The organism is Actinokineospora sp. NPDC051303 (genome assembly GCF_055586285.1).
On the sequence record NZ_JBVJIN010000080.1, the window covers coordinates 1 to 21,414 of the forward strand.

General features: G+C 72.2%; 21 protein-coding genes. 13 read left to right on the forward strand and 8 right to left on the reverse strand.

The genetic code is table 11. From position 1 onward, the window contains the following. Positions 1-169 precede the first annotated feature (169 nt). A complete protein-coding gene (locus ACZ6SD_RS31390) occupies positions 170-1,090 on the reverse strand; it encodes a PAC2 family protein (protein ID WP_465320645.1) in 921 nt (306 codons plus the stop codon). 146 nt (positions 1,091-1,236) lie between these two features. Between ACZ6SD_RS31390 and ACZ6SD_RS31395 the strand changes: the two genes are divergently transcribed. The 3 genes from ACZ6SD_RS31395 (at position 1,237) to ACZ6SD_RS31405 (ending at position 2,744) form a co-directional block, all read left to right on the forward strand. Beyond that, positions 1,237-1,932 (forward strand): HAD family hydrolase, encoded by a 696-nt coding sequence (locus tag ACZ6SD_RS31395; RefSeq protein ID WP_465320646.1) that lies wholly within the window; start codon positions 1,237-1,239, stop codon positions 1,930-1,932. Positions 1,933-2,008: 76 nt separating this feature from the next. Next, positions 2,009-2,434, forward strand: coding sequence for a DUF3995 domain-containing protein (locus tag ACZ6SD_RS31400; protein ID WP_465320647.1), 426 nt, complete (start codon positions 2,009-2,011; stop codon positions 2,432-2,434). Between the two features lie 46 nt (positions 2,435-2,480). Beyond that, the gene (locus ACZ6SD_RS31405) at positions 2,481-2,744 is read left to right on the forward strand and encodes a phosphoribosyl-ATP diphosphatase (RefSeq protein ID WP_091447022.1); all 264 of its coding nucleotides are present in this window, start codon (positions 2,481-2,483) and stop codon (positions 2,742-2,744) included. A gap of 12 nt (positions 2,745-2,756) precedes the next feature. Here ACZ6SD_RS31405 and ACZ6SD_RS31410 read toward each other — a convergent pair whose 3' ends face one another. Continuing rightward, a complete protein-coding gene (locus ACZ6SD_RS31410; RefSeq protein ID WP_465320648.1) occupies positions 2,757-3,530 on the reverse strand; it encodes a thioesterase family protein in 774 nt (257 codons plus the stop codon). 1 nt (position 3,531) lies between these two features. Then, complete coding sequence (locus ACZ6SD_RS31415; protein ID WP_465320649.1) at positions 3,532-4,416, reverse strand: RecB family exonuclease; 885 nt, start codon at positions 4,414-4,416, stop codon at positions 3,532-3,534. A 120-nt stretch (positions 4,417-4,536) separates the two neighbouring features. On the opposite strand from ACZ6SD_RS31415, the gene ACZ6SD_RS31420 reads away from it, so the two are divergent. Next, positions 4,537-5,679 carry a site-2 protease family protein gene (locus ACZ6SD_RS31420; RefSeq protein WP_465320650.1) on the forward strand — a complete coding sequence of 381 codons (1,143 nt, stop codon included), beginning with the start codon at positions 4,537-4,539 and terminating at the stop codon, positions 5,677-5,679. Between the two features lie 86 nt (positions 5,680-5,765). Then, positions 5,766-6,599 (forward strand): tRNA (adenine-N1)-methyltransferase, encoded by an 834-nt coding sequence (locus ACZ6SD_RS31425; protein ID WP_465320651.1) that lies wholly within the window; start codon positions 5,766-5,768, stop codon positions 6,597-6,599. Positions 6,600-6,602: 3 nt separating this feature from the next. Here the strand turns inward: ACZ6SD_RS31425 and ACZ6SD_RS31430 are convergent, their stop codons facing one another. The 4 genes from ACZ6SD_RS31430 to ACZ6SD_RS31445 all read right to left on the reverse strand — a co-directional run bounded on the left by ACZ6SD_RS31430 (position 6,603) and on the right by ACZ6SD_RS31445 (position 9,714). Further along, positions 6,603-6,992 carry a hypothetical protein gene (locus ACZ6SD_RS31430; protein WP_465320652.1) on the reverse strand — a complete coding sequence of 130 codons (390 nt, stop codon included), beginning with the start codon at positions 6,990-6,992 and terminating at the stop codon, positions 6,603-6,605. Between the two features lie 107 nt (positions 6,993-7,099). Further along, positions 7,100-7,888 (reverse strand): hypothetical protein, encoded by a 789-nt coding sequence (locus tag ACZ6SD_RS31435; RefSeq protein WP_465320653.1) that lies wholly within the window; start codon positions 7,886-7,888, stop codon positions 7,100-7,102. A gap of 187 nt (positions 7,889-8,075) precedes the next feature. Next, positions 8,076-8,786, reverse strand: a complete 711-nt coding sequence (locus ACZ6SD_RS31440) for a hypothetical protein (RefSeq protein WP_465320654.1) — start codon at positions 8,784-8,786, stop codon at positions 8,076-8,078. 190 nt (positions 8,787-8,976) lie between these two features. Then, positions 8,977-9,714 (reverse strand): Rv0361 family membrane protein, encoded by a 738-nt coding sequence (locus ACZ6SD_RS31445; protein WP_465320655.1) that lies wholly within the window; start codon positions 9,712-9,714, stop codon positions 8,977-8,979. Between the two features lie 233 nt (positions 9,715-9,947). On the opposite strand from ACZ6SD_RS31445, the gene arc reads away from it, so the two are divergent. The 3 genes from arc (at position 9,948) to ACZ6SD_RS31460 (ending at position 13,544) form a co-directional block, all read left to right on the forward strand. Continuing rightward, positions 9,948-11,768, forward strand: a complete 1,821-nt coding sequence (gene arc, locus ACZ6SD_RS31450; RefSeq protein WP_465320656.1) for a proteasome ATPase — start codon at positions 9,948-9,950, stop codon at positions 11,766-11,768. A 75-nt stretch (positions 11,769-11,843) separates the two neighbouring features. Then, positions 11,844-12,767, forward strand: coding sequence for an aldo/keto reductase (locus ACZ6SD_RS31455; RefSeq protein ID WP_465320657.1), 924 nt, complete (start codon positions 11,844-11,846; stop codon positions 12,765-12,767). An 81-nt stretch (positions 12,768-12,848) separates the two neighbouring features. Continuing rightward, complete coding sequence (locus ACZ6SD_RS31460; RefSeq protein ID WP_465320658.1) at positions 12,849-13,544, forward strand: hypothetical protein; 696 nt, start codon at positions 12,849-12,851, stop codon at positions 13,542-13,544. Here ACZ6SD_RS31460 and ACZ6SD_RS31465 read toward each other — a convergent pair. Next, the gene (locus ACZ6SD_RS31465; RefSeq protein ID WP_465320663.1) at positions 13,531-13,965 is read right to left on the reverse strand and encodes an NUDIX hydrolase; all 435 of its coding nucleotides are present in this window, start codon (positions 13,963-13,965) and stop codon (positions 13,531-13,533) included. The genes ACZ6SD_RS31460 and ACZ6SD_RS31465 overlap by 14 nt on opposite strands. Before the next feature lie 141 nt (positions 13,966-14,106). Between ACZ6SD_RS31465 and dop the strand changes: the two genes are divergently transcribed. The 5 genes from dop to ACZ6SD_RS31490 all read left to right on the forward strand — a co-directional run bounded on the left by dop (position 14,107) and on the right by ACZ6SD_RS31490 (position 21,307). Then, the gene (gene dop, locus ACZ6SD_RS31470) at positions 14,107-15,618 is read left to right on the forward strand and encodes a depupylase/deamidase Dop (RefSeq protein ID WP_465320659.1); all 1,512 of its coding nucleotides are present in this window, start codon (positions 14,107-14,109) and stop codon (positions 15,616-15,618) included. Positions 15,619-15,730: 112 nt separating this feature from the next. Then, entirely contained in the window at positions 15,731-15,925 is a 195-nt protein-coding gene (locus ACZ6SD_RS31475) for a ubiquitin-like protein Pup (RefSeq protein ID WP_091446993.1), read from the forward strand. An 80-nt stretch (positions 15,926-16,005) separates the two neighbouring features. Next, complete coding sequence (prcB, locus tag ACZ6SD_RS31480) at positions 16,006-16,866, forward strand: proteasome subunit beta (RefSeq protein ID WP_465320660.1); 861 nt, start codon at positions 16,006-16,008, stop codon at positions 16,864-16,866. A gap of 55 nt (positions 16,867-16,921) precedes the next feature. Then, entirely contained in the window at positions 16,922-17,698 is a 777-nt protein-coding gene (gene prcA / locus ACZ6SD_RS31485; protein WP_465320661.1) for a proteasome subunit alpha, read from the forward strand. 537 nt (positions 17,699-18,235) lie between these two features. Beyond that, on the forward strand, positions 18,236-21,307 hold the full coding sequence (locus ACZ6SD_RS31490) for a S8 family serine peptidase (RefSeq protein WP_465320662.1): 3,072 nt from the start codon (positions 18,236-18,238) through the stop codon (positions 21,305-21,307). The last annotated feature ends 107 nt before the right edge of the window (positions 21,308-21,414 follow it).

Here is a 21,414-nt window from a genome sequence, read left to right on the forward strand (position 1 = left end):
GTGGTTCCTGGCGGTGCGGCCGCGGCGCCGCTCGTACCGGTGTTGTACTTGGGCGTCGCGGCCGTGCCGTCAGGGGCCGCATCCGGCGCGGCTGGTGCGTGCCGGTACTTCGATACAGGCCCTAGCCCGCGAGCTGTGGGGTCGCCGCCGCGACCCCACAGCTCGGCCGTCAGATGCCGGTGGGTCCCGGTCCGGAGCCGCCTCGGCCAGAGCCGGGCCGCCGCCTGCGCAGGTACCGCTCGAACTCGGCGGCGATCGCGTCGCCGCTGGTCTCGTTGAGGGTGTTCTCCGCGTCGCCGCGCTCCTCAAGGGCGCGGACGTAGTTGCGGACGTCCTCGTCTTCCTCGGCCATCTCGCTGACCGTGTGCTGCCATTCCTCGGCCTGCTCGGGCAGCGCGCCCAGCGGGACCTCCACGTCGAGGATCTCCTCGACCCGGTGCAGCAGCGCCAGGGTGGCCTTGGGCGACGGCGGCTGCGAGACGTAGTGCGGCACGGCCGCCCAGATCGAGATGGCGGGCACGCCCGCGCGCACGCACGCGTCCTGCAGCACGCCGACGATGCCCGTCGGCCCCTCGTAGCGGGACCGCTCCAGACCGAAGCGGGTGGCCGAGGTCGCGTCGTAGGCGGTGCCGGTCACCGGGACCGGGCGGGTGTGCGGGGTGTCGGCGAGCAGCGCGCCCAAGGTCACGACCGTGTTCACGCCCAGGTCATCGATGTGCTGGAGCAGCTCGGCGCAGAACTTGCGCCAGCGCATGTTCGGCTCGATGCCATGCACGAGGACGACGTCCCGGTTGGACCCCGGCGGACGGCACACGGAAAGCCGGGTCGTCGGCCACTCCACCCGCCGGGTGACCCCGTCCACCATCCGCACGGAGGGCCTGGTCACCTGGAAGTCGTAGTAGTCGTCGGGGTCGATCTCCAGCAGCGGACTCGCGTCCCAGGTGAGCTGGAGATGCTCGATCGCCGTGCTGGCCGCGTCCCCCGCGTCGTTCCAGCCCTCGAACGCCGCCACCATGACGGGGTCGACGAGTTCTCGCTGCTCGGCCGTGGGCTCTAGGTCGGCAGCCATCTGCGGGTCCGGATCGGTCACCGGGTCAGCCTACGACCCAGGCCCGACGGAGGGAGATCGTAGGCTTGGGACATGCCGGACAGCCTCGCGCCGACCCCCGCCGACCTGCTGGGAACGGCCGTCGCCCGGTGATGGCTCCCCCCGATCCCGACGTGAGGACCACCCCCGTGACCGGACCGTCCGCGCTGGATGGCCTGCCCGCCGCCGTTCTCTGGGACATGGACGGCACCCTGCTCGACTCCGAACGGCTCTGGGACATCCCGCTGCGGGAGTTCTGCGCCAAGCTGGGCTCCCCGCTGTCCTCGGCGACCCGCGCCGCCATGGTGGGCAGCAACGGCCCGACCACCATGGCGCTGCTGTTCGGCGAGGCGGGCATCGTGCCGACCGACGAGGACGTGCGCGAGGCCAAGGCGTGGATCGACGCCCGCATGGCCGAGCTGTTCGGCGCTGAACTCGCCTTCCGCCCCGGCGCCCGCGACGCCCTGCGCGCGGTCCGGGCAGCCGGTTTGCCCACCGCCCTGGTCACCTCGACCGAGCGCGCGCTCACCGAGCTGGCGCTGGACGTCATCGGCCGCGACTTCTTCGACGTGACCGTCTGCGGCGACGAGGTCGACCGGCGCAACAAGCCGCTGCCGGACCCCTACCTCATCGCCGCCGACCGGCTGGGCGTCGACCCGGCCCGCTGCCTGGCGATCGAGGACTCGCCCACCGGGGTCGCCTCGGCGGTGGCGGCGGGCTGCGTGGTGCTGACCGTGCCCTGCGAGATCCCCGTCCCCTCGGGCGAGCGCCGCGTCCTGCGCGACTCCCTGGTCGGCCTGGACACCGCCCTGCTGCGCGAACTCATGGCGACGGTCTCCTGCTGACCCGCGCTCGTCGGCCCAGGGCCTAAGGTACGGGGGCGTCCGGACAGCGGGGCGCGGCGATCTGGGGAGGAAAGTCATGGCAGTGCTCGGATGGCTCGCCGCGGCGGTGCTGCTGGTGATCGCCCTGCTGCACCTGGTGTGGACCGTCTCGCCGTGGCCGCTGCGCAGCCGGGAAGAGTTCGCCCGGCGGGTGGTCGGGGTGCCGGAAGACAAGCTGCCCAGCCCGGGATTGACCGCGCTGGTGGCGTTGCTGCTGGTCGCCGCCGCCTACCTCGTGGGGGCCAGGGCGGGGATCTTCGGGGGGTTCGGCCCGGCCTGGCTCGTGCCGACCGGCGCCGGAGTCGTCGCGGGGGTGCTGCTGGTGCGCGGCGTGGGCGGCTACCTCGTCTCGTCCCGCCGCGAGACCGACTTCGCCCGGCTCGACCTGCGGATCTACGCGCCGCTGAGCGGGGGCCTCGGGCTGCTGTGCGGGATCGTCGCGGTGGGTGGCGGCGCGGCGTGACCCTCGGTGGCGGCCCGCCGCGCCCGGGGTGGCAGGATCGTCGCTCGTGAAGACGTTCGACGAGCTGTTCGCCGAACTCAGTGACCGGGCTCGGACCCGCCCTGAGGGTTCGGGCACCGTGGCGGCGCTGGATGCTGGTGTGCACGCGCAGGGCAAGAAGGTGCTCGAAGAGGCGGGCGAGGTGTGGATCGCCGCCGAGCACGAGTCCGACGACGCGCTGGCCGAAGAGGTGTCGCAGCTGCTCTACCGCGTGCAGGTGCTGATGATCGGCCGCGGCCTCACCCTGGAGGACGTCTACCGCCACCTGTGACCGGTGGCCGGGTCACCGCTCCCGCACGAACAGCGCCTGCGCGCCCCTGGCCACCGCCCCCGTGGTGTCGTGCAGGACGCTCAGCGCCGTGCCGGTGCCGTTGGGCCCGATCACCGAGTGCGCGTCCAGGCCGATCCACTCGCCCTCGGGCTCGCGGATGACGTGCACGGTCAGCTCGGTGTTGATGAACCACCACGCGCGCGGGTCCAGCAGCCCGGACGCGCCGCTGCCGGAGTCGGCCACGACCAGCAGCCGCTGCAGCGGGGTCGGCTCCTCGCCCGCCACCAGCGGGATCGTCTGCCGGACCCACACCGTCGCTGGCCCCGGCTTGTCCAGCGAGCCGGTGAGCGCGCGCCACTCCATCGCGTCCAGGTACCCCGGCCCCCAGTTGTCCGGCCGGGTGATCACCGTGCCCGCCGAGGGCGGGGCGAGCGGGGCGACGTCGTCAGGGGTGCGCACCGAGGAGGTGTCCGAGGTGACGATCCGCCACGCGCTGGCCCGCGCGACGGCCCGGCCGCCCGCGCGAATCTCGCCGCGCACCAGCTCGACCGACCGGCCCGGCCGCTCGACCTCGGCGGACACCGACAGCTCCGCGACCGGCACCGGGCCGAGGATCTCCACCGTCACCCGCGCCAGCGCGGACGGCACGGCCGAGGGCAGCGCGGCCAGCTCGCGGGCCAGCAGCGCGGTCGGCGGGCCCATGTGCTGGCTGTCGGCCGTCCACGGGCCAGCGGTGTGCCGGGTCGAGGCGTAGCGGCCCTCGCCAAGCGGTTCGTAGAACGCCATGTCAGTCCGCCCTGTCCAATACGGTTTCCTCACCTGAGTCCGGTTCCGGCCAGCCCGGATAGTCCGGCGGCGTGCCGCCGAACGCGGGGCACACGGCCTGGTGCGAGCACCAGTCGCACAACCTGCTCTTGTTCGGGCGGAAGTCGCCGGTGCGGCCCGCGCGCAGGATGGCCTCCCAGATGGCGTCCAGGGTGCGCTCGAACCGGGTCAGCTCGGCCTCGTCGGGGGTGTAGGCCAGCGACTGGCGGTCGGCGAGGTACATCAGCCGCAGCTGCCGGGGCACGACCCCGCGCAGCCGCCACAGCGCCAGCGCGTAGAACTTCATCTGGAACAGCGCCTTCGCCTCGCCGATCTCGCGCGGCGCTGTCCCGGTCTTGTAGTCCACGACCCGGATCTCGCCGGTGGGGGCGACGTCGATCCGGTCGATATAGCCGCGCAGCAGCACCCCGGACGGCAGTTCCGTCTCGATCAGCAGCTCGCACGCCTCCGGCTGGAGCCTGCGCGGGTCCTCCAGGGCGAAGTAGCCCTCGATCAGCGCGGTCGCCGAGGCCAGCCACGGCTGCGGGTCTTCGCCGTCGTCGAAGATCTGGTCCAGCTCCGGCCGCTCGGCCAGCAGGTCGGCCCAGGTCGGCGCGAGCAGGTCGTGGGCGGTTGCGGGCACCCGCCGCTCGGCGGGCAGGCCGTAGAGCCGCTCCAGCACCGCGTGCACGACCGTGCCGCGCACCTGCGCCTTGCTCGGCGTCTCCGGCAGCCGGTCGACGGCGCGGAAGCGGTACAGCAGCGGGCACTGCTTGAAGTCGCTCGCCCGCGACGGCGACAGGGCGGGCCTGCGCCGCCCGACCTGGTCGGCGGCGGGCGGGGCGTCCGGTCCAGCGGCGGGGAGCATGCCTCGCACCTTAATGTCGACCACCGACAGCTCCCCGGCAGGTGCCCAGCGTGTCTCCCCTTGGCCCGCCTCCCGACGCGGATCACCCCGGCCCCACACCGGCGCGCCTACGCTGGGCCCGTGGCGGGCACCACGCACTCGGCGCACTCGGCTAGCCCGGCGGCCAGCGGCGGCCTGCTGCTGTTCCGCTACAGCGGCGTGCCCGTGGTGCTCGCGCACTCCTGGTGGCTTGGCTCGCTCGCCGTCGTCGTCTTCTACGCCCCGCTGGTCGGCACGCTGCTGCCGTCCGCTGGCGTGGTCACCTCGATCCTGCTCGCCGCCGCGTTCGCGGTCCTGCTCGGCGCGTCCGTGCTCGCCCACGAGCTCGGGCACTGCGTGGTGGCCCTGCGGCTGGGCCTGCCGGTGCGGCGGCTGCGGCTGTTCCTGCTCGGCGGCCTCTCCGAGATCGCCCGCACCCCGCGCAGGCCCGCGCACGAGTGGGTCGTCGCCGCGGCGGGCCCGGCCGTGTCGATCGTGCTGGCCGGAGCCTGCGGTCTGGGGCTGCTGGTCATGCCCGCCGAGGGCGCGGTCTGGCTGCTGGTGCTGGAGTGCGCGTTCGCCAACACCGCCGTCGCCGTGTTCAACCTGCTCCCCGGCCTGCCGCTGGACGGCGGCCGGATGCTGCGCGCGGGCGTGTGGGCGCTCACCGGGCGGCGCGGCGCGGGCACCCGCGCGGCCGTGGTCGGCGGCTGGGTCGTGGCGGGCGTGCTGGTCGGGTGGGCGCTGTGGGGCTTGGCGCAGGGCAGCCAGGACCGCTGGCTGCGGCTGGGCGTGTGCCTGCTGACCGCCTGGTTCGTCGTCGCGGGCGCGGGCGGCGAACTCGCCGCGGAGCGGCGCCGGTCCTGGCCCGCCGAGCTCAAGCTCGCCGACTTGATCCGCCCCATCCTGCAACTGCCCGCGGAAAGCCCGGTGGCCGACGCGCTGGCCGCCGCGGCCGGGCGCGGGGTCGTGCTCGTGCGGGCCGACGGGGTGGCCGCGGGCCTGCTCGACGAGACCGCCGCGCGCCGCCTCGCCGAACGGTCGCCGTTCTCGCCAGCCGAGCAGGCCGCCGAGCCCATCCGGCCCGAGTCCGTGCTGCTGGCCTCCGAGCCGGGGGAGGACATCGCCGAACGCGTCCTGGAGACCGCGGCCTGGCAGTTCGTGGTCGTGGACGACGAGGGCCGCCCCTGCGGCGTCCTGCGCCGCGAGGACCTGCGCGCCGCCCTGCACAGCCGGGACGAGTGAGCACCGACGGGGTGATGCCCGCTCGTCGGCGGGCCTCTGCGACCATCTCCTGTCGGGTTCGGTTCAGGTGGAAGGCGAGGCGTTCGGTGTCGGCACGCAGGGTCAGCGGTCCGTTCGAGGCGGGGGACCGGGTGCAGCTCACCGACCCCAAGGGCAGGCACTACACGCTCATCCTCGAACCGGGGGAGAAGTACCACACCCACCGCGGCGCGCTCGCCCACGACGACATCATCGGCCAGCCGGAGGGCTCGGTGGTCAGCTCGGTCGCGGGCACCTCGTACCTGGCGCTGCGGCCGCTGCTGTCGGACTACGTGCTGTCCATGCCGCGCGGCGCGCAGGTGATCTACCCGAAGGACGCCGCGCAGATCGTCATGCAGGGCGACATCTTCCCCGGCGCCCGCGTCCTGGAGGCCGGGGCCGGGTCCGGCGCGCTCACCTGCTCGCTGCTGCGCGCGGTCGGCCCGACCGGCTCGGTGACCTCATACGAGATCCGCGCCGACCACGCCGAGCACGCCGAGCGCAACGTCGTCCAGTTCTACGGCGAGCACCCCGCGAACTGGACGCTGACCGTGGGCGACCTCGCCGAGCACACCGGCGAGGTCGACCGGGTCATTCTGGACATGCTCGCGCCGTGGGAGGTGTTGCCCACCGTGGCCGAGCACCTGATCCCCGGCGGCGTCCTGGTCACCTACGTGGCCACCACGACCCAGCTCTCCCGGGTCGCCGAGGCGCTGCGCGAGCAGACCTGCTGGACCGAGCCCTACGCCTGGGAGACGCTGATCCGCCCGTGGCACTCGGTCGGCCTCGCGGTCCGGCCCGAGCACCGCATGATCGCCCACACCGCGTTCCTGATCACCGCCCGCCGCCTCGCCGACGGCGTGGTCGCCCCACGCCCGCAGCGCCGCCCGAGCAAGGGCTAGGGCCTAGGACACGCACCAGCGCGACTCGCGTCGCTGCACGCGCAGCGGCACCGTGGCGGTCTCGCCGCCGGTGGTGAGGCGCAGTTGGACGATGACCTGGTCGCCGGTGATCTCGGGGATCTGCTCCAGCTCGGCCAGGCCGTCCTCGGGCACCCGGTCCCCGACCCGGCTCGGGTCGCAGCTCACGGCCTTCATCCGGTTCGGGTCGCGCTGGTTGATCGCGTCCACGGCGCCGTCGACGACCTGGCGCAGGGCCGCCTTGTCCTCGGCCGAGCCGCGTTCGGCGGCCGGTGGGCCCGCGTCACCGGAGCAGGCCGTCGCGGTGAGGGCGAGCAGCAGCGCCGCGACGGCGAAGGGCGCGCGACGGAGGGAATGCGGGGATCGGACTGGCACGCGGTTCTCCCGGGGGCTGGACGTAGCCGACACCGTAGAGGTAGCGGGCCGCCCCGGGAAACGACCGGGCCGGGTGGGCGCGGCCACACCCGGCCCGTCGGCGCGCGTTAGAGCGAGACGCACCAACCCTGCGACTTCTTTTCGAGCAGGACGGGGAAGGGGATCGGGTCGCTGGAGCCGATCCTGACCTCGGTGTCGATCTTGCCGTTGCTGTCGCCGTAGGTCTCGGGCTCGCCGACGACGGTCGCCTTGCCGCCGTTGGGCGCGACGCTGGTGTACATGATGCCGGGGCCGGCGCCGTCGCAGGTCAGGGCGGTCGCGGCGGACTCGTTCTTGGCGTTGACCGCGTCGACGTACTTCGCGCCCGCGCTCTTGATGTCGCCGCCCCCGCCGCCCCCGCCGCCGCGGGTGGTGGTGGTCTCCTCGGTGGTGGTGGTCTCGCGCGTCGTGGTGGTCGGCCGCGCCGACGTCTTGCGCGTCGTGGTCGTGGTCGTCGTCGGGTCGCCGCTGTTGGTGGGCGCCGTGGCGCTGGGCTTGTCGTCGCCCTTGGTCAGGAAGTAGATGCCCACGCCCGCGCCGCCGAGCACCAGCACGGCGATCGCCACGATGGCGATGATCTTGCCGGTGTTGCTCTTGGGCGGCTCGCCGCCGGGACCGCCCGGCTGGCCGTAGCCGCCCGGGTACGCCTGCTGCTGCCCGTAAGGGTCCTGGTTGAACGGATCCTGCCCGAACGACTGCGTCTGGCCGTAGCCCTGGTACGGCTGCTGCTGCCCGTACGGGTCCTGCGGCTGCTGCTGCCCGTACGGGTCCTGCGGCTGCTGTTGGCCGTAGGGGTCCGGCTGCCTGCCGTACGGGTCCTGGCCGTACGGTCCCGGCTCCTGCGGTGGGTAGGTCATCGGTCCCTGACTCCTCGGTGGTTCACTGCCGCTGCGGGCTCTCGGTGATCGTGCCGAGCGCGAAGACCGACCGGGCACGCGCAGAGGATACGCGGCGGGCGAGGCCGCGGAGCGGGTGTGCTCGCGGCCCCGTGAAGATCGGTCCGGCGCTGGCGGCGGCCCGTGCCGGACCGCCGCCGCGGACGGCTCAGGCCTTTTCCTCGCCGCAGAACTTCCACTCGCCGTCTTCCTTGATGACCTTGATGGCGATGGTGGTCTCCTTGGTCTCGCCCGCCTTGGCCACGTCCAGGTCGATCTTGACCGTGGCGGTGCTGCCGCTCACCTGGGGCGAGCCGTTGAGGGTCGCGGTGATCTCGTAGTCGGCCAGGCTCTTTTCCAGCTCGCTGGTGTCGGTGCCGTACTTCTTCTGGTACGCCGAGCACGAGTTGGTGACGACCGGGGCGAAGTGCTTGTCCTCGTAGGCCTGCATGTAGGCCTCGGCCACGGCCTCCGGGCCAGCGTCGGAGGACTGCGTCGACGTCGGCCTGCGGCTGGTGGTCACCGGCTCGTCGGACGCGGAGGTGGTGGGCTTCTTGGTCGTGCTCGGCGGCGCGCTCGCCGAGGGCTTGCCGTCGCCGCTGTCCTTGGTCAGGAAGTAGACGCCGACGCCAGCGCCGCCCAGGACCAGCACGGCGATCGCCACGATGGCGACGATCTTGCCGGTGTTGCCGCTGTTGCGCGGCGGCTCACCGCCGCCCGGGTACCCGCCGAACCCCTGGTAGGCGGGCTGCTGCGCGAAGCCGTCCGGCTGCTGCGGCCCGTACCCGCCCGGCTGCGGCGGGTTCCCCGGCTGATTCCCGTAGCCGCCGGGCTGCGGCTGCTGGCCGTAGGGCCCAGGCTGCTGCGGAGGATAGGTCATGGTCGCCCCTGACTCTTGGTGCTGATCGCCGCGCGAAACGGTGGGTGGGCACGCGGGATGGACGGCCGAGCGGACCGTCCCGGTTTACCTGCAAACGTATCCCGCGGGGAGTGCAACATGGTATTGGCCCGAAAGCCGTCGACTCCGCCGGGCGGCCCGGCGGAGTCGACGGCTCGGCGATCGCCTGGGGTCAGGCTCCGCCGAACCCGGAGACACACCAGTTCTCGCCCTGTTTGCGCAGGCGGATCTTCGGGGTGACCTGCTTGCCCTCGACCGTCACCGTGAAGGTCGCCGTGGCGGTGTCGCCGTTCTCGACCACCTCGCCGAGCGTGGGGTCGCCGACGTCGTCGCCCTTGAAGGCCTTGTCGATGTCGGACTGTGTGACCTTGTCGCTCTCGTCACACACCAGCTTGTTGTGCGCGTCCGCGCTGCGGCTGGTGACGGCGTCGAGGTAGGCCTGGGCCGCGCCGCGCGCGGTGCTGGCGTCCGAGCCGCCGGTCAGGACCAGCACCAGGGTCACCACGACGCCGATCACCAGCAGGCCGCCGCCCGCGAGGATCCACGGCATCGCGCTCTTCTTCTGCGGCTGTCCGTACTGGCCGTACCCGCCCTGGCCGTACGGGTCGGGCTGCTGCCCGTACTGCCCCGGCTGGCCTGGCTGCTGTCCGTACTGCCCTGGCTGCTGGACGTAGGGCTGCTGGCCGTACTGCCCCTGGTAGGGGCCCTGCTGGGGCCCTGGCTGCCCGGTGGGCTGCGGGCCGGTCTGCTGCCCAGGCTGGGCGCCCGGCTGCGGCTGCTGCCCCGGCTGCTGTCCCGGGTACTGCCCCGGCTGCTGCGGGTATCCGCCCTGCGGCGGGAACTGCCCAGGCTGCGGAGGCTGCGCGGGCTGCTGCCCGTACGGATCTGGCTGCTGTGGAGGGTAGGTCATCGCTCCCCGGGCTTTCTGACTGCGAACGGTGGTCTCTTGGACGCGCGCGGTTGGACTAATACACCGACGCACCGTAATGGGCGGTTGGTTCCCATTGGCACCGGGTTGGCGCATCATGTGCGTCCGAGCGAGTGTTGCGCGGGGGTGACACGCAAGTTCCGACATCCGGATGCTCTGTCCTTGTCGGTGATCGCCGGTACCGTAGGGGTACGAGTTCGGGAGGAGGTGCCGACATGCAGCACGATCGTCCCGGCAGTCGGCCAGAAAACGCCGACGACGAGCACGGTGACGCGCCCGGCCCGGGGATTGAACGCCCCGATAGGTCGGAAGCCGCGCAGATCCGTTTCCTCGAAGAGGAAGTCGCTCTGCTTCGCCGGAAACTGACGGAATCGCCACGGCATTCGCGACTGCTGGAACAACGACTGGCAGAGGCGTCCGAGCGGGTGAGCCAGCTCACCGAGCGGAACGCCAAACTGGTCGACACGCTTCGTGAGGCCCGCGGCCAACTTCTCGCCTTGCGCGAGGAGGTCGATCGTCTCGCCCAGCCGCCCAGCGGCTACGGCGTGTTCCTCGATGTGCACGAGGACGGCACGGTCGACGTGTTCACCGCGGGTCGCAAGATGCGCGTGTCGGTGTCGCCCGCTGTCGAGGGCGACAAGTTGCGGCGCGGCCAGTCCGTGCGGCTCAACGAGGCCCTCACCGTGGTCGAGGGAGGCGGGTTCGAGCGGACGGGCGAGGTGTCCACCCTGCGCGAGCTGCTGACCTCCGACGACGAGGAGGTGCCGACCCGCGCGCTGGTGGTCGGGCACGCGGACGAGGAGCGGGTGGTCTGGCTTGCCGACCCGCTGGCTTCCTCGCCGCTGAAGTCCGGCGACTCGCTGCTGGTGGACGCCAAGTCGGGCTACGCCTACGAGCGGGTGCCCAAGGCCGAGGTCGAGGACCTGGTGCTGGAGGAGGTGCCCGACGTCGACTACGAGGACATCGGCGGCCTGTTCCGGCAGATCGAGCAGATCCGCGACGCGGTCGAGTTGCCGTTCCTGCACAAGGACCTCTTCGCCGAATACGAGCTGCGCCCGCCCAAGGGCGTGCTGCTCTACGGTCCCCCCGGTTGCGGAAAGACGCTTATCGCGAAGGCTGTCGCGAACTCGCTGGCCAAGAAGGTGGCCGCCGCGCGTGGCGACAGCGCTCCCAAGGACGCGAAGTCGTACTTCCTCAACATCAAGGGCCCGGAGCTGCTCAACAAGTTCGTCGGCGAGACCGAGCGGCACATCCGGCTCATCTTCCAGCGGGCCAGGGAGAAGGCCTCCGAGGGCACTCCGGTGATCGTGTTCTTCGATGAGATGGACTCGATTTTCCGGACCCGGGGCAGCGGCGTCTCCTCCGACGTCGAGACCACCATCGTCCCGCAGCTGCTGAGCGAGATCGATGGCGTCGAGGGCCTGGAGAACGTCATCGTCATCGGCGCGTCCAACCGCGAGGACATGATCGACCCGGCGATCCTGCGACCAGGCAGGCTCGACGTGAAGATCAAGATCGAGCGGCCGGACGCGGAGGCGGCGAAGGACATCTTCTCCAAGTACCTCACCAGCAACCTGCCCATCCACGCCGACGACCTCGCCGAGTTCGGCGGCGACCGCTCCACGTGCATCGACGCGATGATCCAGCACACGGTCGAGCGCATGTACGAGGAGACGGAGGAGAACCGCTTCCTGGAGGTCACCTACGCCAACGGTGACAAGGAGGTCCTGTACTTCCGGGACTTCAACTCCGGCGCGATGATCCAGAACATTGTCGACCGGGCGAAGAAGGCGGCGATCAAGTCGGTGCTGGAGACCAAGCAGCCCGGCCTGCGCGTGCAGCACCTGCTGGACGCGATCGTCGACGAGTTCGCCGAGAACGAGGACCTGCCCAACACGACCAACCCGGACGACTGGGCGCGGATCTCGGGCAAGAAGGGCGAGCGCATCGTCTACATCCGGACCCTGGTGACCGGCAAGAACCAGGAATCCGGGCGGGCGATAGACACCGCCACGAACACCGGTCAGTACCTGTAGGACGCGTTCGACCCGTGGGGCCCCGCACTCGTGCGGGGCCCCACGGCCGTCTGCGGGCTGGGCATAATCGGTCCGGTGTCGACGCTGAACCGGTTCACGCTGGGACTGGCCGCCCTCGGGCGGCCCGCCTACATCAACCTGGGCCGTGCTGGCGCCCTCCCGGACGACCGGAGCGTGGCGAGCCTGCGCGCGGCCACCGAGGACGTGCTGGACGCCGCGTACGCGGCTGGAATCCGCCGGGTCGACACCGCGCGGTCCTACGGGCGCGCGGAGGAGTTCCTGGCGGGCTGGCTCGACGCCCGCGGCCACGCCGACGTGACCGTGTCGTCCAAGTGGGGCTACGCCTACGTCGGCGGCTGGCGGATGGACGCCGAGACGCACGAGTCCAAAGAGCACTCGCTGCCCCGGTTCCGCGCCCAGCTCGCCGAGAGCCGCGCCCTGCTCGGCGACCGGATCGCCCTGTACCAGGTGCACTCGCTCACGTCGGACAGTCCGCTGTTCACCGACGAGCCGCTGCTCGACGCCCTGGCCGAGTTGGCCGATTCCGGGCAGCGGCTGGGATTCTCGACCTCCGGACCGGCCCAAGCGGACACCGTGCGCCGCGGCCTGGCGCTGGAGCGCGCGGGCGTGCGGGTGTTCTGGGCCGTCCAGTCCACCTGGAACCCACTGGAGCCGTCTGTGGGCCCCGCGCTGGCCGAGGCGCACGCGCACGGCGCGCACGTGGCCGTGAAGGAGGCGTTGGCCAACGGCAGGCTCGCCGTCCGCCCGCCCGAGCCGCTGCTCGCCGCCGCCCGCGAACTGGACGCCACACCCGACGCTCTCGCCCTGTCGGTGGCGCTGGCCCAGCCGTGGGCGGACACGGTCCTGCTCGGCCCGGCGAGCACCGCGCAACTCGCGGCCAACCTCGCCTCGGCCGGTCTCACCCCGCCTGAGCTGCCCGATCTGGCCGAAGACCCGGCCGAGTACTGGGCGACCCGGTCCGCGCTGCGCTGGGAGTGAGCCCCGAGGATTCCGGTCGTTGATCCAGACCGGTAACGTCAGCCGGGACCCCACCGCCGACTTCCTCGAAGGGGACGACCGTTGCGTCGTGTCCACGTGCTGGCCGCCGCCTGCGCCACGGTCCTGCCGGTAAGCCTGCTCGCGGGCTGCTCCGACCGGCCCAACGACCTCTACACCTACTACGACGCCGCGCCGCCGTCGGCGACCTCCGCCGCCCCGGCCCAGCCGTCCAGCGCCCCGGCGCCGACCACGGCCCCGTCCTCGACGGCCCAGGACCGCACCGCGACGGTCGCGCTCGGCGCGCTCACCGCGGCCGACCTGGCCGAGGAGGAGGTCAGCGCGTCCGGCGCGCCGGACACCAGCGTCCCCGCCGCCCTGCCGGACTGCGGCGTGCGGTTGGGCACGGACGCCGCGCCGGGCCGGGAGACCACCTGGAAGTACCGCAGCGGCTCGCTGCTGCGCCAGCGGGTCGCCTACGCCGACGACCCGGCCGCCGTGCTCGCCGCGGCCCGCGACGCCCTCGACTGCGACGCTTTCCAGGTCGACGGAGAGTCCTTCCTGGTCGACGAGGGCGCCCAATTGCCCGCGCTGCCCGGCGTCGACGACCGGCTGAGCTGGTGCGCGTCCGGGCCGGGCAAGGTCACCTGCACGGTCCTGCTGGCCAAGGGGAACCTGGTGACCGCGGTGACCGTCGAGTCGGGCACCGCGGCACGGGCGCGCGCGGCGGTCACCCGGTTGGCCCCCAAGGCCGCCGCCGCGCTGACTAGAGGCGTCTGAACCATTCCAGGGCGGCCAGCCGCCCGTCGGGCACGAACGGCCACGCCGGGTCGGCCAGGCGGGCGCGCAGGTCCGCCACGGTCAGCCACTCGCCGCTGGCGATCTCGGCGGCCTGGGTGACGATCGGGCCGTCCCAGCGCGTCTCGTAGGCGGACATGTGCACCCGGACCGGCGGCAGGTCGATCGGCAGGACGAACAGCGGCGTCAGCGGCGCCCCGCGCACGCCCAGTTCCTCGGCGAGTTCGCGTTCGGCGCAGTCCCGGGGCGTCTCGCCCGCGGCGACCACGCCACCGGCCCAGCAGTCGTGCATCCCGGGGTAGACGTCCTTGGTGTCGGTCCGCCGGTGCACGTAGACGCGCTCGCCGTCGCCGGAGCGGACCAGGACCGACCCGCAGGCGTGCCACAGCCCCTCGGCGCGCATCCTGGCCCGGGTGGCGCTGCCCACCACGGCTCCGTCCGCGTCGTACACGGCCACCAATTCCGCGGGGTTCACACCGGCGAACTTATCCGCAGCGGCACGGCTCACGCCGAACCGGCCGGTTCGGACCCGTAGGCTGGGCCCATGCGGCGGATCATGGGAACCGAAGTCGAGTACGGCATCGCCGTGCCGGGCGATGCCACGGCGAACCCGGTGTTGACATCGACGCAGGTCGTGCTGGCCTACGCCGCGGCGGCGGACATCCCCCGGGCCCGGCGCGCCCGCTGGGACTACGAGGTGGAGTCCCCGCTGCGCGACGCGCGCGGGTTCGACCTCGGCGTCCCCGGCATGGCCCCGTCCGACCCGGACGTGGAGGACCTCGGCGCGGCCAACGTCATCCTCACCAACGGCGCCCGGCTCTACGTCGACCACGCACACCCCGAGTACTCCGCCCCCGAGGTGACCAACGCCCGCGACGCGGTGATCTGGGACAAGGCGGGGGAGCGGGTGATGGAGGAGGCCGCCCTGCGCGCCGCCACCGTCCCCGGGCAGCCCCGCTTGCAGCTCTACAAGAACAACGTCGACGGCAAGGGCGCCAGCTACGGCACCCACGAGAACTACCTGATGGCCCGCGGCACCCCGTTCACCTCGGTCATCGCGGGCCTCACCCCGTTCTTCGCCTCCCGCCAGGTGGTCTGCGGCTCGGGCCGGGTCGGCCTGGGGGCCTCCGGCGAGGAGGCGGGCTTCCAACTCTCCCAGCGCGCCGACTACATCGAGGTCGAGGTCGGCCTGGAAACCACGCTCAAGCGCGGCATCATCAACACCCGCGACGAGCCGCACGCCGACGCGGACAAGTACCGCCGCCTGCACGTCATCATCGGCGACGCGAACCTGGCCGAGACGTCCACCTACCTCAAGGTCGGCACCACCGCGCTGGTCCTGGACCTGATCGAGGCGGGCGTCCGCTTCGACCACCTCAAGCTGGCCGACCCGGTCCGCGCCGTGCACGTGATCAGCCACGACCCGACGCTCAAGGCGACCGTCGAGCTGGCCAACGGCCGCAAGTTCACCGGCTTGGACCTGCAGCACGCCTACCACGAGATGGTCGCCGAGCACCTCGACCGCACCGAGGTCGACCGGGTCGCCCTGGACGTGCTGCGCACCTGGGGCGAGATCCTCGACGCGCTCGCCCGCGACCCGCAGGAGTGCGCCGACCGGCTCGACTGGCCAGCGAAGCTGCGGCTGCTGGAGGGCTTCCGCGCCCGCGACGGCCTGGCCTGGTCCTCGCCCCGGCTGCACCTGGTCGACCTCCAGTACTCCGACGTGCGCCTCGACAAGGGCCTCTACAACCGGCTGGTGGCCCGCGGCTCGATGAAGCGCCTGGTCAGCGAGGACGAGGTGCGCGCGGCGATCACCACCCCGCCGCAGGACACCCGCGCCTACTTCCGCGGCCGCTGCCTGGAGCGCTACCCGAACTCCATCGCGGCCGCGTCCTGGGACTCGGTGATCTTCGACCTGGGCCGCGAGTCGCTGGTGCGCATCCCGACCTTGGAGCCGCTGCGCGGCACCAAGGCGCATGTCGGCGCCCTGCTCGACGCGGCGGCCACGGCCGAGGAACTGGTGGACGCGCTCACCGGCGCGGCGAAGCGCCGGTAGCGAAAATCCCGGCCGGGGGCCGCCTGGTGATCTTGCGCCCGGCGTGGACGGCGACGAAAGTCGGTCCGGCTGGGTAATGTTCGCAGTAGGCCAGCCACGACCGGGAGGCGATATGTCCCAGGAGCACAAGCAGCGCCAGGGCGGCGGAGACGGCGACGAGGGCGTCGAGGACACCACCGCGGCCGGACAGGAGCGCCGGGAGAAGCTCGGCGACGACACCGACGCGATCCTCGACGAGATCGACGACGTGTTGGAGGAGAACGCGGAGGACTTCGTCCGCGCCTACGTGCAAAAGGGCGGCGAGTAAGACTCCCCGGGAAGACTCCCCGAGACTCCCCCGATACCGCACCGCCCCGGTCCCATCCCGCGACAGGAACGAAAGAAGGCATGGAACACACCTCGTCCCGGGGGCAGCTGGGAGCTTCGCTCTCAGCTGCCTACCTGTCGGCAGGAACGTCGTCGTTCACCGATTTCCTGCGTTCCCAGGCCCCTGAGCTGCTGCCCGGGGGGCGCGGCGCGCGCGACCCGCAGGTCGTCGGCAGGGCCGAGGTCCCGCACGGCACCACGATCGTCGCGCTCACCTTCCCCGGCGGCGTCTTGATCGCGGGTGACCGCAGGGCGACGGCGGGCAACCTGATCGCGCAGCGGGACATGGAGAAGGTCTACGTCACCGACGACTACTCGGCGGTGGGCATCGCGGGCACCGCCGGTCTCGCGGTGGAGATGGTGCGGCTCTACACCGTGGAGTTGCAGCACTACGAGAAGATCGAGGGCGTCCCGCTCTCGCTCGACGGTAAGTCGAACAAGCTCTCCACCATGGTCCGCGGCAACCTCGACGTGGCGATGGCGGGCTTGGCCGTGCTGCCGCTGTTCGTCGGCTACGACATCGACAGCGCCGACCCCGCCCGCGCGGGCCGGATCGTCTCCTACGACGTCACCGGCGGCCGGTACGAGGAGAACGCGGGCTTCCACGCGATCGGCTCCGGGTCGATGTTCGCCAAGTCGTCCCTCAAGAAGCTCTACGACCCCGACGCCGACCGGGCAGCCGCCGTCCGCACCGCGGTCGAAGCCCTGTTCGACGCCGCCGACGACGACTCGGCCACCGGCGGCCCGGACCTGGCCCGCCGGATCTACCCGAGCATCGTGACCATCACCGCCGACGAGGGCGCCGTCCGGGTGACCGAGGACGAGGCGGCCGCGGTCGCCGAGGCCGTCGTGACCGCCCGCGCCGCCCGCCCGCGCGGCTGAGGACGTTCCCCGACCGTTGCGATTCCCTGACCGTGGAGAGTAAGGAGCCTGCCCCGTGACGATGCCGTTGTACGCCTCGCCCGAGCAGTTGATGCGCGATCGCTCGGAGTACGCCCGCAAGGGCATCGCCCGGGGCCGCAGCGTCGTCGCGCTCAAGTACGCCGACGGCGTGCTGTTCGTCGCCGAGAACCCGTCGGCGACGCTGCACAAGGTCTCGGAGATCTACGACCGCATCGGCTTCGCCGCAGCGGGCCGCTACAGCGAGTACGAGAGCCTGCGCCGGGGCGGCATCCGCCACGTGGACCTGTGGGGCTACTCCTACGACCGCCGCGACGTCTCCGCCCGCCAGCTCGCCAACGTCTACGCGCAGACCCTGGGCACGATCTTCACCGAGCAGGTCAAGCCGATGGAGGTGGAGATCTGCGTCGCCGAGGTGGGCGCCACCGCCGCGCAGGACCAGCTCTACCGGCTCACCTACGACGGCTCGATCGTCGACGAGCCGCAGTTCCTGGTGATGGGCGGCCAGACCGACCCGATCGTGGCCTCGCTCAAGGAGACCTTCGAGGAAGGCCACGCCCTCGCCGAAGCCGTTCGCCTCGCGGTGAAGGCGCTCGCCGCCGGTTCCGGCAACGCCTCGGCGGGCAACGGCGACACCGCAGCGGCCGCGCTGGCCAAGCTGGAGGTCGCGGTCCTCGACCGCACCCGGCCGCTGCGCGCGTTCCGCCGCATCGAGGGCGCCGCCCTGACCGCGCTGCTGCCCGCCGAGCCGGAGGCGAAGCCGGTCGAGGACGTGGAACTGCCCCCGGCCCCGGACGAGACTCCGCCGGAGTAGCCCCCGCCCGCACCGCCGTTCGCCTGGGCCGCTGACGCCACGTCCGACGTGGGGTCAGCGGCCCAGGCGCGTTCGGAGTCCGTTGTGATCCCTTCGGGGGGCACCACCCCTCGGATTATGCGTTCGACCGGGGGCAAAGTGATGCCGGACCCGGCGACCACAGCTTCTTGATTAGGAACCACGAAGAAGGTAGCGGGTGCTCCGCTGTGGACAGTCCACTGCGGATCTGGGGCGGGGTGGCGGTCGCCCGGTTCGGCCGCGACAGTCCGATCGGGAAACGTGTCGCGCGTCACAGTTGTCCGCTTGTTCGGCGCGGTCGGGTGGTTGTGTGCGGCATTCCCGCAGGTCGTGACGATGTCGCCGACGCTGGGAATCGGGTCGGCCTTCGGGTCGCCAGTCGTGGTTCCACCAGCCGTGGTTCACCCGGACAGGTGGCTCGACTGGTCGTTTCCCGTGTCCCGTGAGGGCATGGTGTCGGCCGAAGTGGATCTGCCCGGGAACGCCAGGGCCGTCAACCCCGCACAAGTGAGGAACCAGATGCTCAGTGCGACGCCGAGGCGGCGACTGTTCACACTCGTCGTCTCGACCGTGCTGGCGGGCGCCGTGCTGACCGTCCCCGGTCTCGCGGGCGCCGCGCAGCCTGACCAGAAGTCCGACGCCCCCCCGATCCGCCTGGTGGCCGGTGAGTTCCAGCCCGGCGACGAGCCGGACGCGCCGACCGGACTTGAGGCCAAGCCGCTCTCGGCGCGCGAGCGGGGCAGCCACATCATCCAGTTCGCTGGCCCGGTGCGGGAAGAGTGGAAGGTGGGGATCGTCGCGCTCGGCGGCCAGATCGTCGAGTACATCCCCGACTACGCGTTCAAGGTCCGGATGAACCCGGGGCAGGCGAAGCGGGCGAAGCTGCTGCCGGGCGTGCGGTGGGTGGGCCGCTTCCAGCCAGCCTGGAAGGTCAGCCTGGACGCCAAAGCCGAGGTGGACGAGGGCAAGCCCGCCGTCTACAAGGTCCGAGCCGAGCGCGGCGCCGACCTCGCCGCGATCCGGCGCGCCGCCGAGTCAACGGGCGCGGTGGTCAGCGCCGCGGCGGACGGCACCCTGCTGGTCGCCGCGGAAGCGAAGCAGATCACCAAGATCACAAGCATCGAGGACGTCGCGTCCGTCGACCGGTTCCGCATCCCGGAGAAGCACAACGAGACGGCCGCGGGCACGATCATGAAGGCCGCCGAGGCCAACAACCGCGGCTACGACGGCTCGACGCAGACCGTCGCCGTCGCCGACACCGGTCTCGGCGGCGGAACCGCGGACACCGCGCACCCGGACATCCCCGCCGCGCGCGTCCAGGCCGTCCACGCGCTGGTCGCCCCGGACGCCGCGGGCTGCTACGACGTGCGCGGCAACGGCGCGCAGGACGTCGACAGCGGCCACGGCACGCACGTCGCGGTCTCCGCGGTCGGCGACGGCGCAGCCGACGGCCAAGGCAAGTCCGCCGCCTACGCATCGCGGCTGGTGTTCCAGGCCGTCGAGGACTACGTGGACATGCAGAACACCTGCGCCAACCAGTACCCGGACGGCTACTACCTGCTCGGCATCCCCAACGACCTCGCCGACCTGTTCCAGCAGGCCTACGACGACGGCGCCCGCGTCCACTCGAACTCGTGGGGGTCGTCGTCCGCCGGGCAGTACACCGACAACTCGCAGGCCGCCGACCGGTTCGTCAACACCCACCGGGACATGCTGATCAGCTTCTCGGCGGGCAACGAGGGCACCGACGCCAACAGCGACGGCGTCATCGACCACGACTCGATCGGCGCCCCGGCCACCGCGAAGAACGTGCTGTCTGTCGGCGCGTCGGAAAACGGCAAGGCGCAGTACCCGTGCGACGCGACACTGACCTACCCGCCGCAGACCTCCAAGGAGCAGGCGACCTTCGCCAACCGGTCCTGTCAGCAGGTCAACGGCCAGAACATCATCCCGACCTGGGGCGACTGGTGGCCGCACGACTACCCGATCGACCCGATCCGGTCCGATCCGCAGACCGGCAACCCGCAGCAGGTCACCGCGTTCTCCAGCCGCGGCCCGACCGACGACAACCGGATCAAACCGGACGTGGTCGCGCCCGGGTCCTGGATCCTGTCCGGCTACTCCGACATGTTCCAGCAGCAGTACGACCCGGCCGCGAACCCGGAGACGAACGCGCCGCAGAACGACGGCTACGGCTTCCCGCTGACCGACGACTACAAGTACTTCAGCGGCACCTCGATGTCGAACCCGCTGACCGCGGGCGGCGCGTCGGTCGTGCGCGACTACTACCAGAAGAAACACCACGTGGCCGCCTCCGCGGCGCTGGTCAAGGCCACGATGGTCAACAGCGCGACCGACCTGCTGGACGAGAACGGCGACGGCGCCGACGACAACGACCTGCCGATCCCCAACCCGCACGAGGGCTGGGGTCTGGTGAACCTGGACAAGGCCACCGACGGCACGGCGAAGTTCACCGACGAGACCGAGCCCGGCCTGGCGACCGGCGGGGTCGCTGAGACCAAGCACACCCTGCGCGCGGGCGAGCCGCTGAAGGTGACCATGGCGTACTCGGACAAGGAGGCGGCCGTGAGCGCGGCGGTCACCCTGGTCAACGACCTGGACCTGGAGGTCGTCTCGCCCAACGGCACCGTCTACCGGGGCAACGTGTTCGTCGGCGGCTGGTCGGCCACCGGCGGCGCCCCGGACCGGCGCAACAACGTCGAGAACGTCTACCTCCCGGACGCGGCCGAGGGGGAGTGGACGGTGCGGGTGCGCGGCTTCAACGTCCCGTTCGGCCCGCAGAAGTTCGCCGTCGTCACCGATGGCGCGTTCGCCGAGAGCGGCGGGGCCAACGCCGATCCGGTGGTGGTCGACCCGGGCGACCAGACGACGACGGTGGCCACGGCGGTCAACCTCCAGATTCAGGCCACCGACGCCGATGGCGACCGGCTGACCTACACCGCGACCGGGCTTCCGCCGGGCCTGACCATCGGCGCGGGCAACGGCCTGATCTCGGGCACGCCCGCGGTGGCGGGCGCCAGCGAGGTGACGGTCACCGCGACCGACAGCCGGGGCGGGCGTGGCGCCGCCACATTCACCTGGACCGTCGCCGCGCGGGCCACCCCCCGCGAACTGCTGACCAACCCCGGCTTCGAGGGCGGCGCGACCGGCTGGTCGGGCACCACCTCGGTGATCGGCGACGGCATGGGCCGCCCGGCGCGCACCGGGACCTGGTGGGCGCACCTGGGCGGCAACGGCCGCGCGATGTCGGAGAACCTGAGCCAGGAGGTGACCATCCCGGAGACCGCGACGAGCGCGAGCGCCCGGTTCTGGGTCCGCGTCGACACCGCCGAGAGCACCACCACGACCGAGCACGACACGTTGGAACTCCAGGTGCTCTCCAGCACCGGCGCCGTGCTCGCCACGCTCGGCGGCGTCTCGAATCTGAACGCGGGCACGGCGTACGTCCAGAAGACCTACGACCTGTCCGCGTACCAGGGCCAGCGCATCCGCCTGCGGTGGCTGGCCACGGAGGACTCGTCCCTACAGACGACGTTCGCGGTCGATGACGCGGCGCTGACCGTGTCGTGACCTAATGCGGCCGTGGGGGGGGGGGGGGGGGGGGGGGGGGGGGGGGGGGGGGGGGGGGGGGGGGGGGGGGGGGGGGGGGGGGGGGGGGGGGGGGGGGGGGGGGGGGG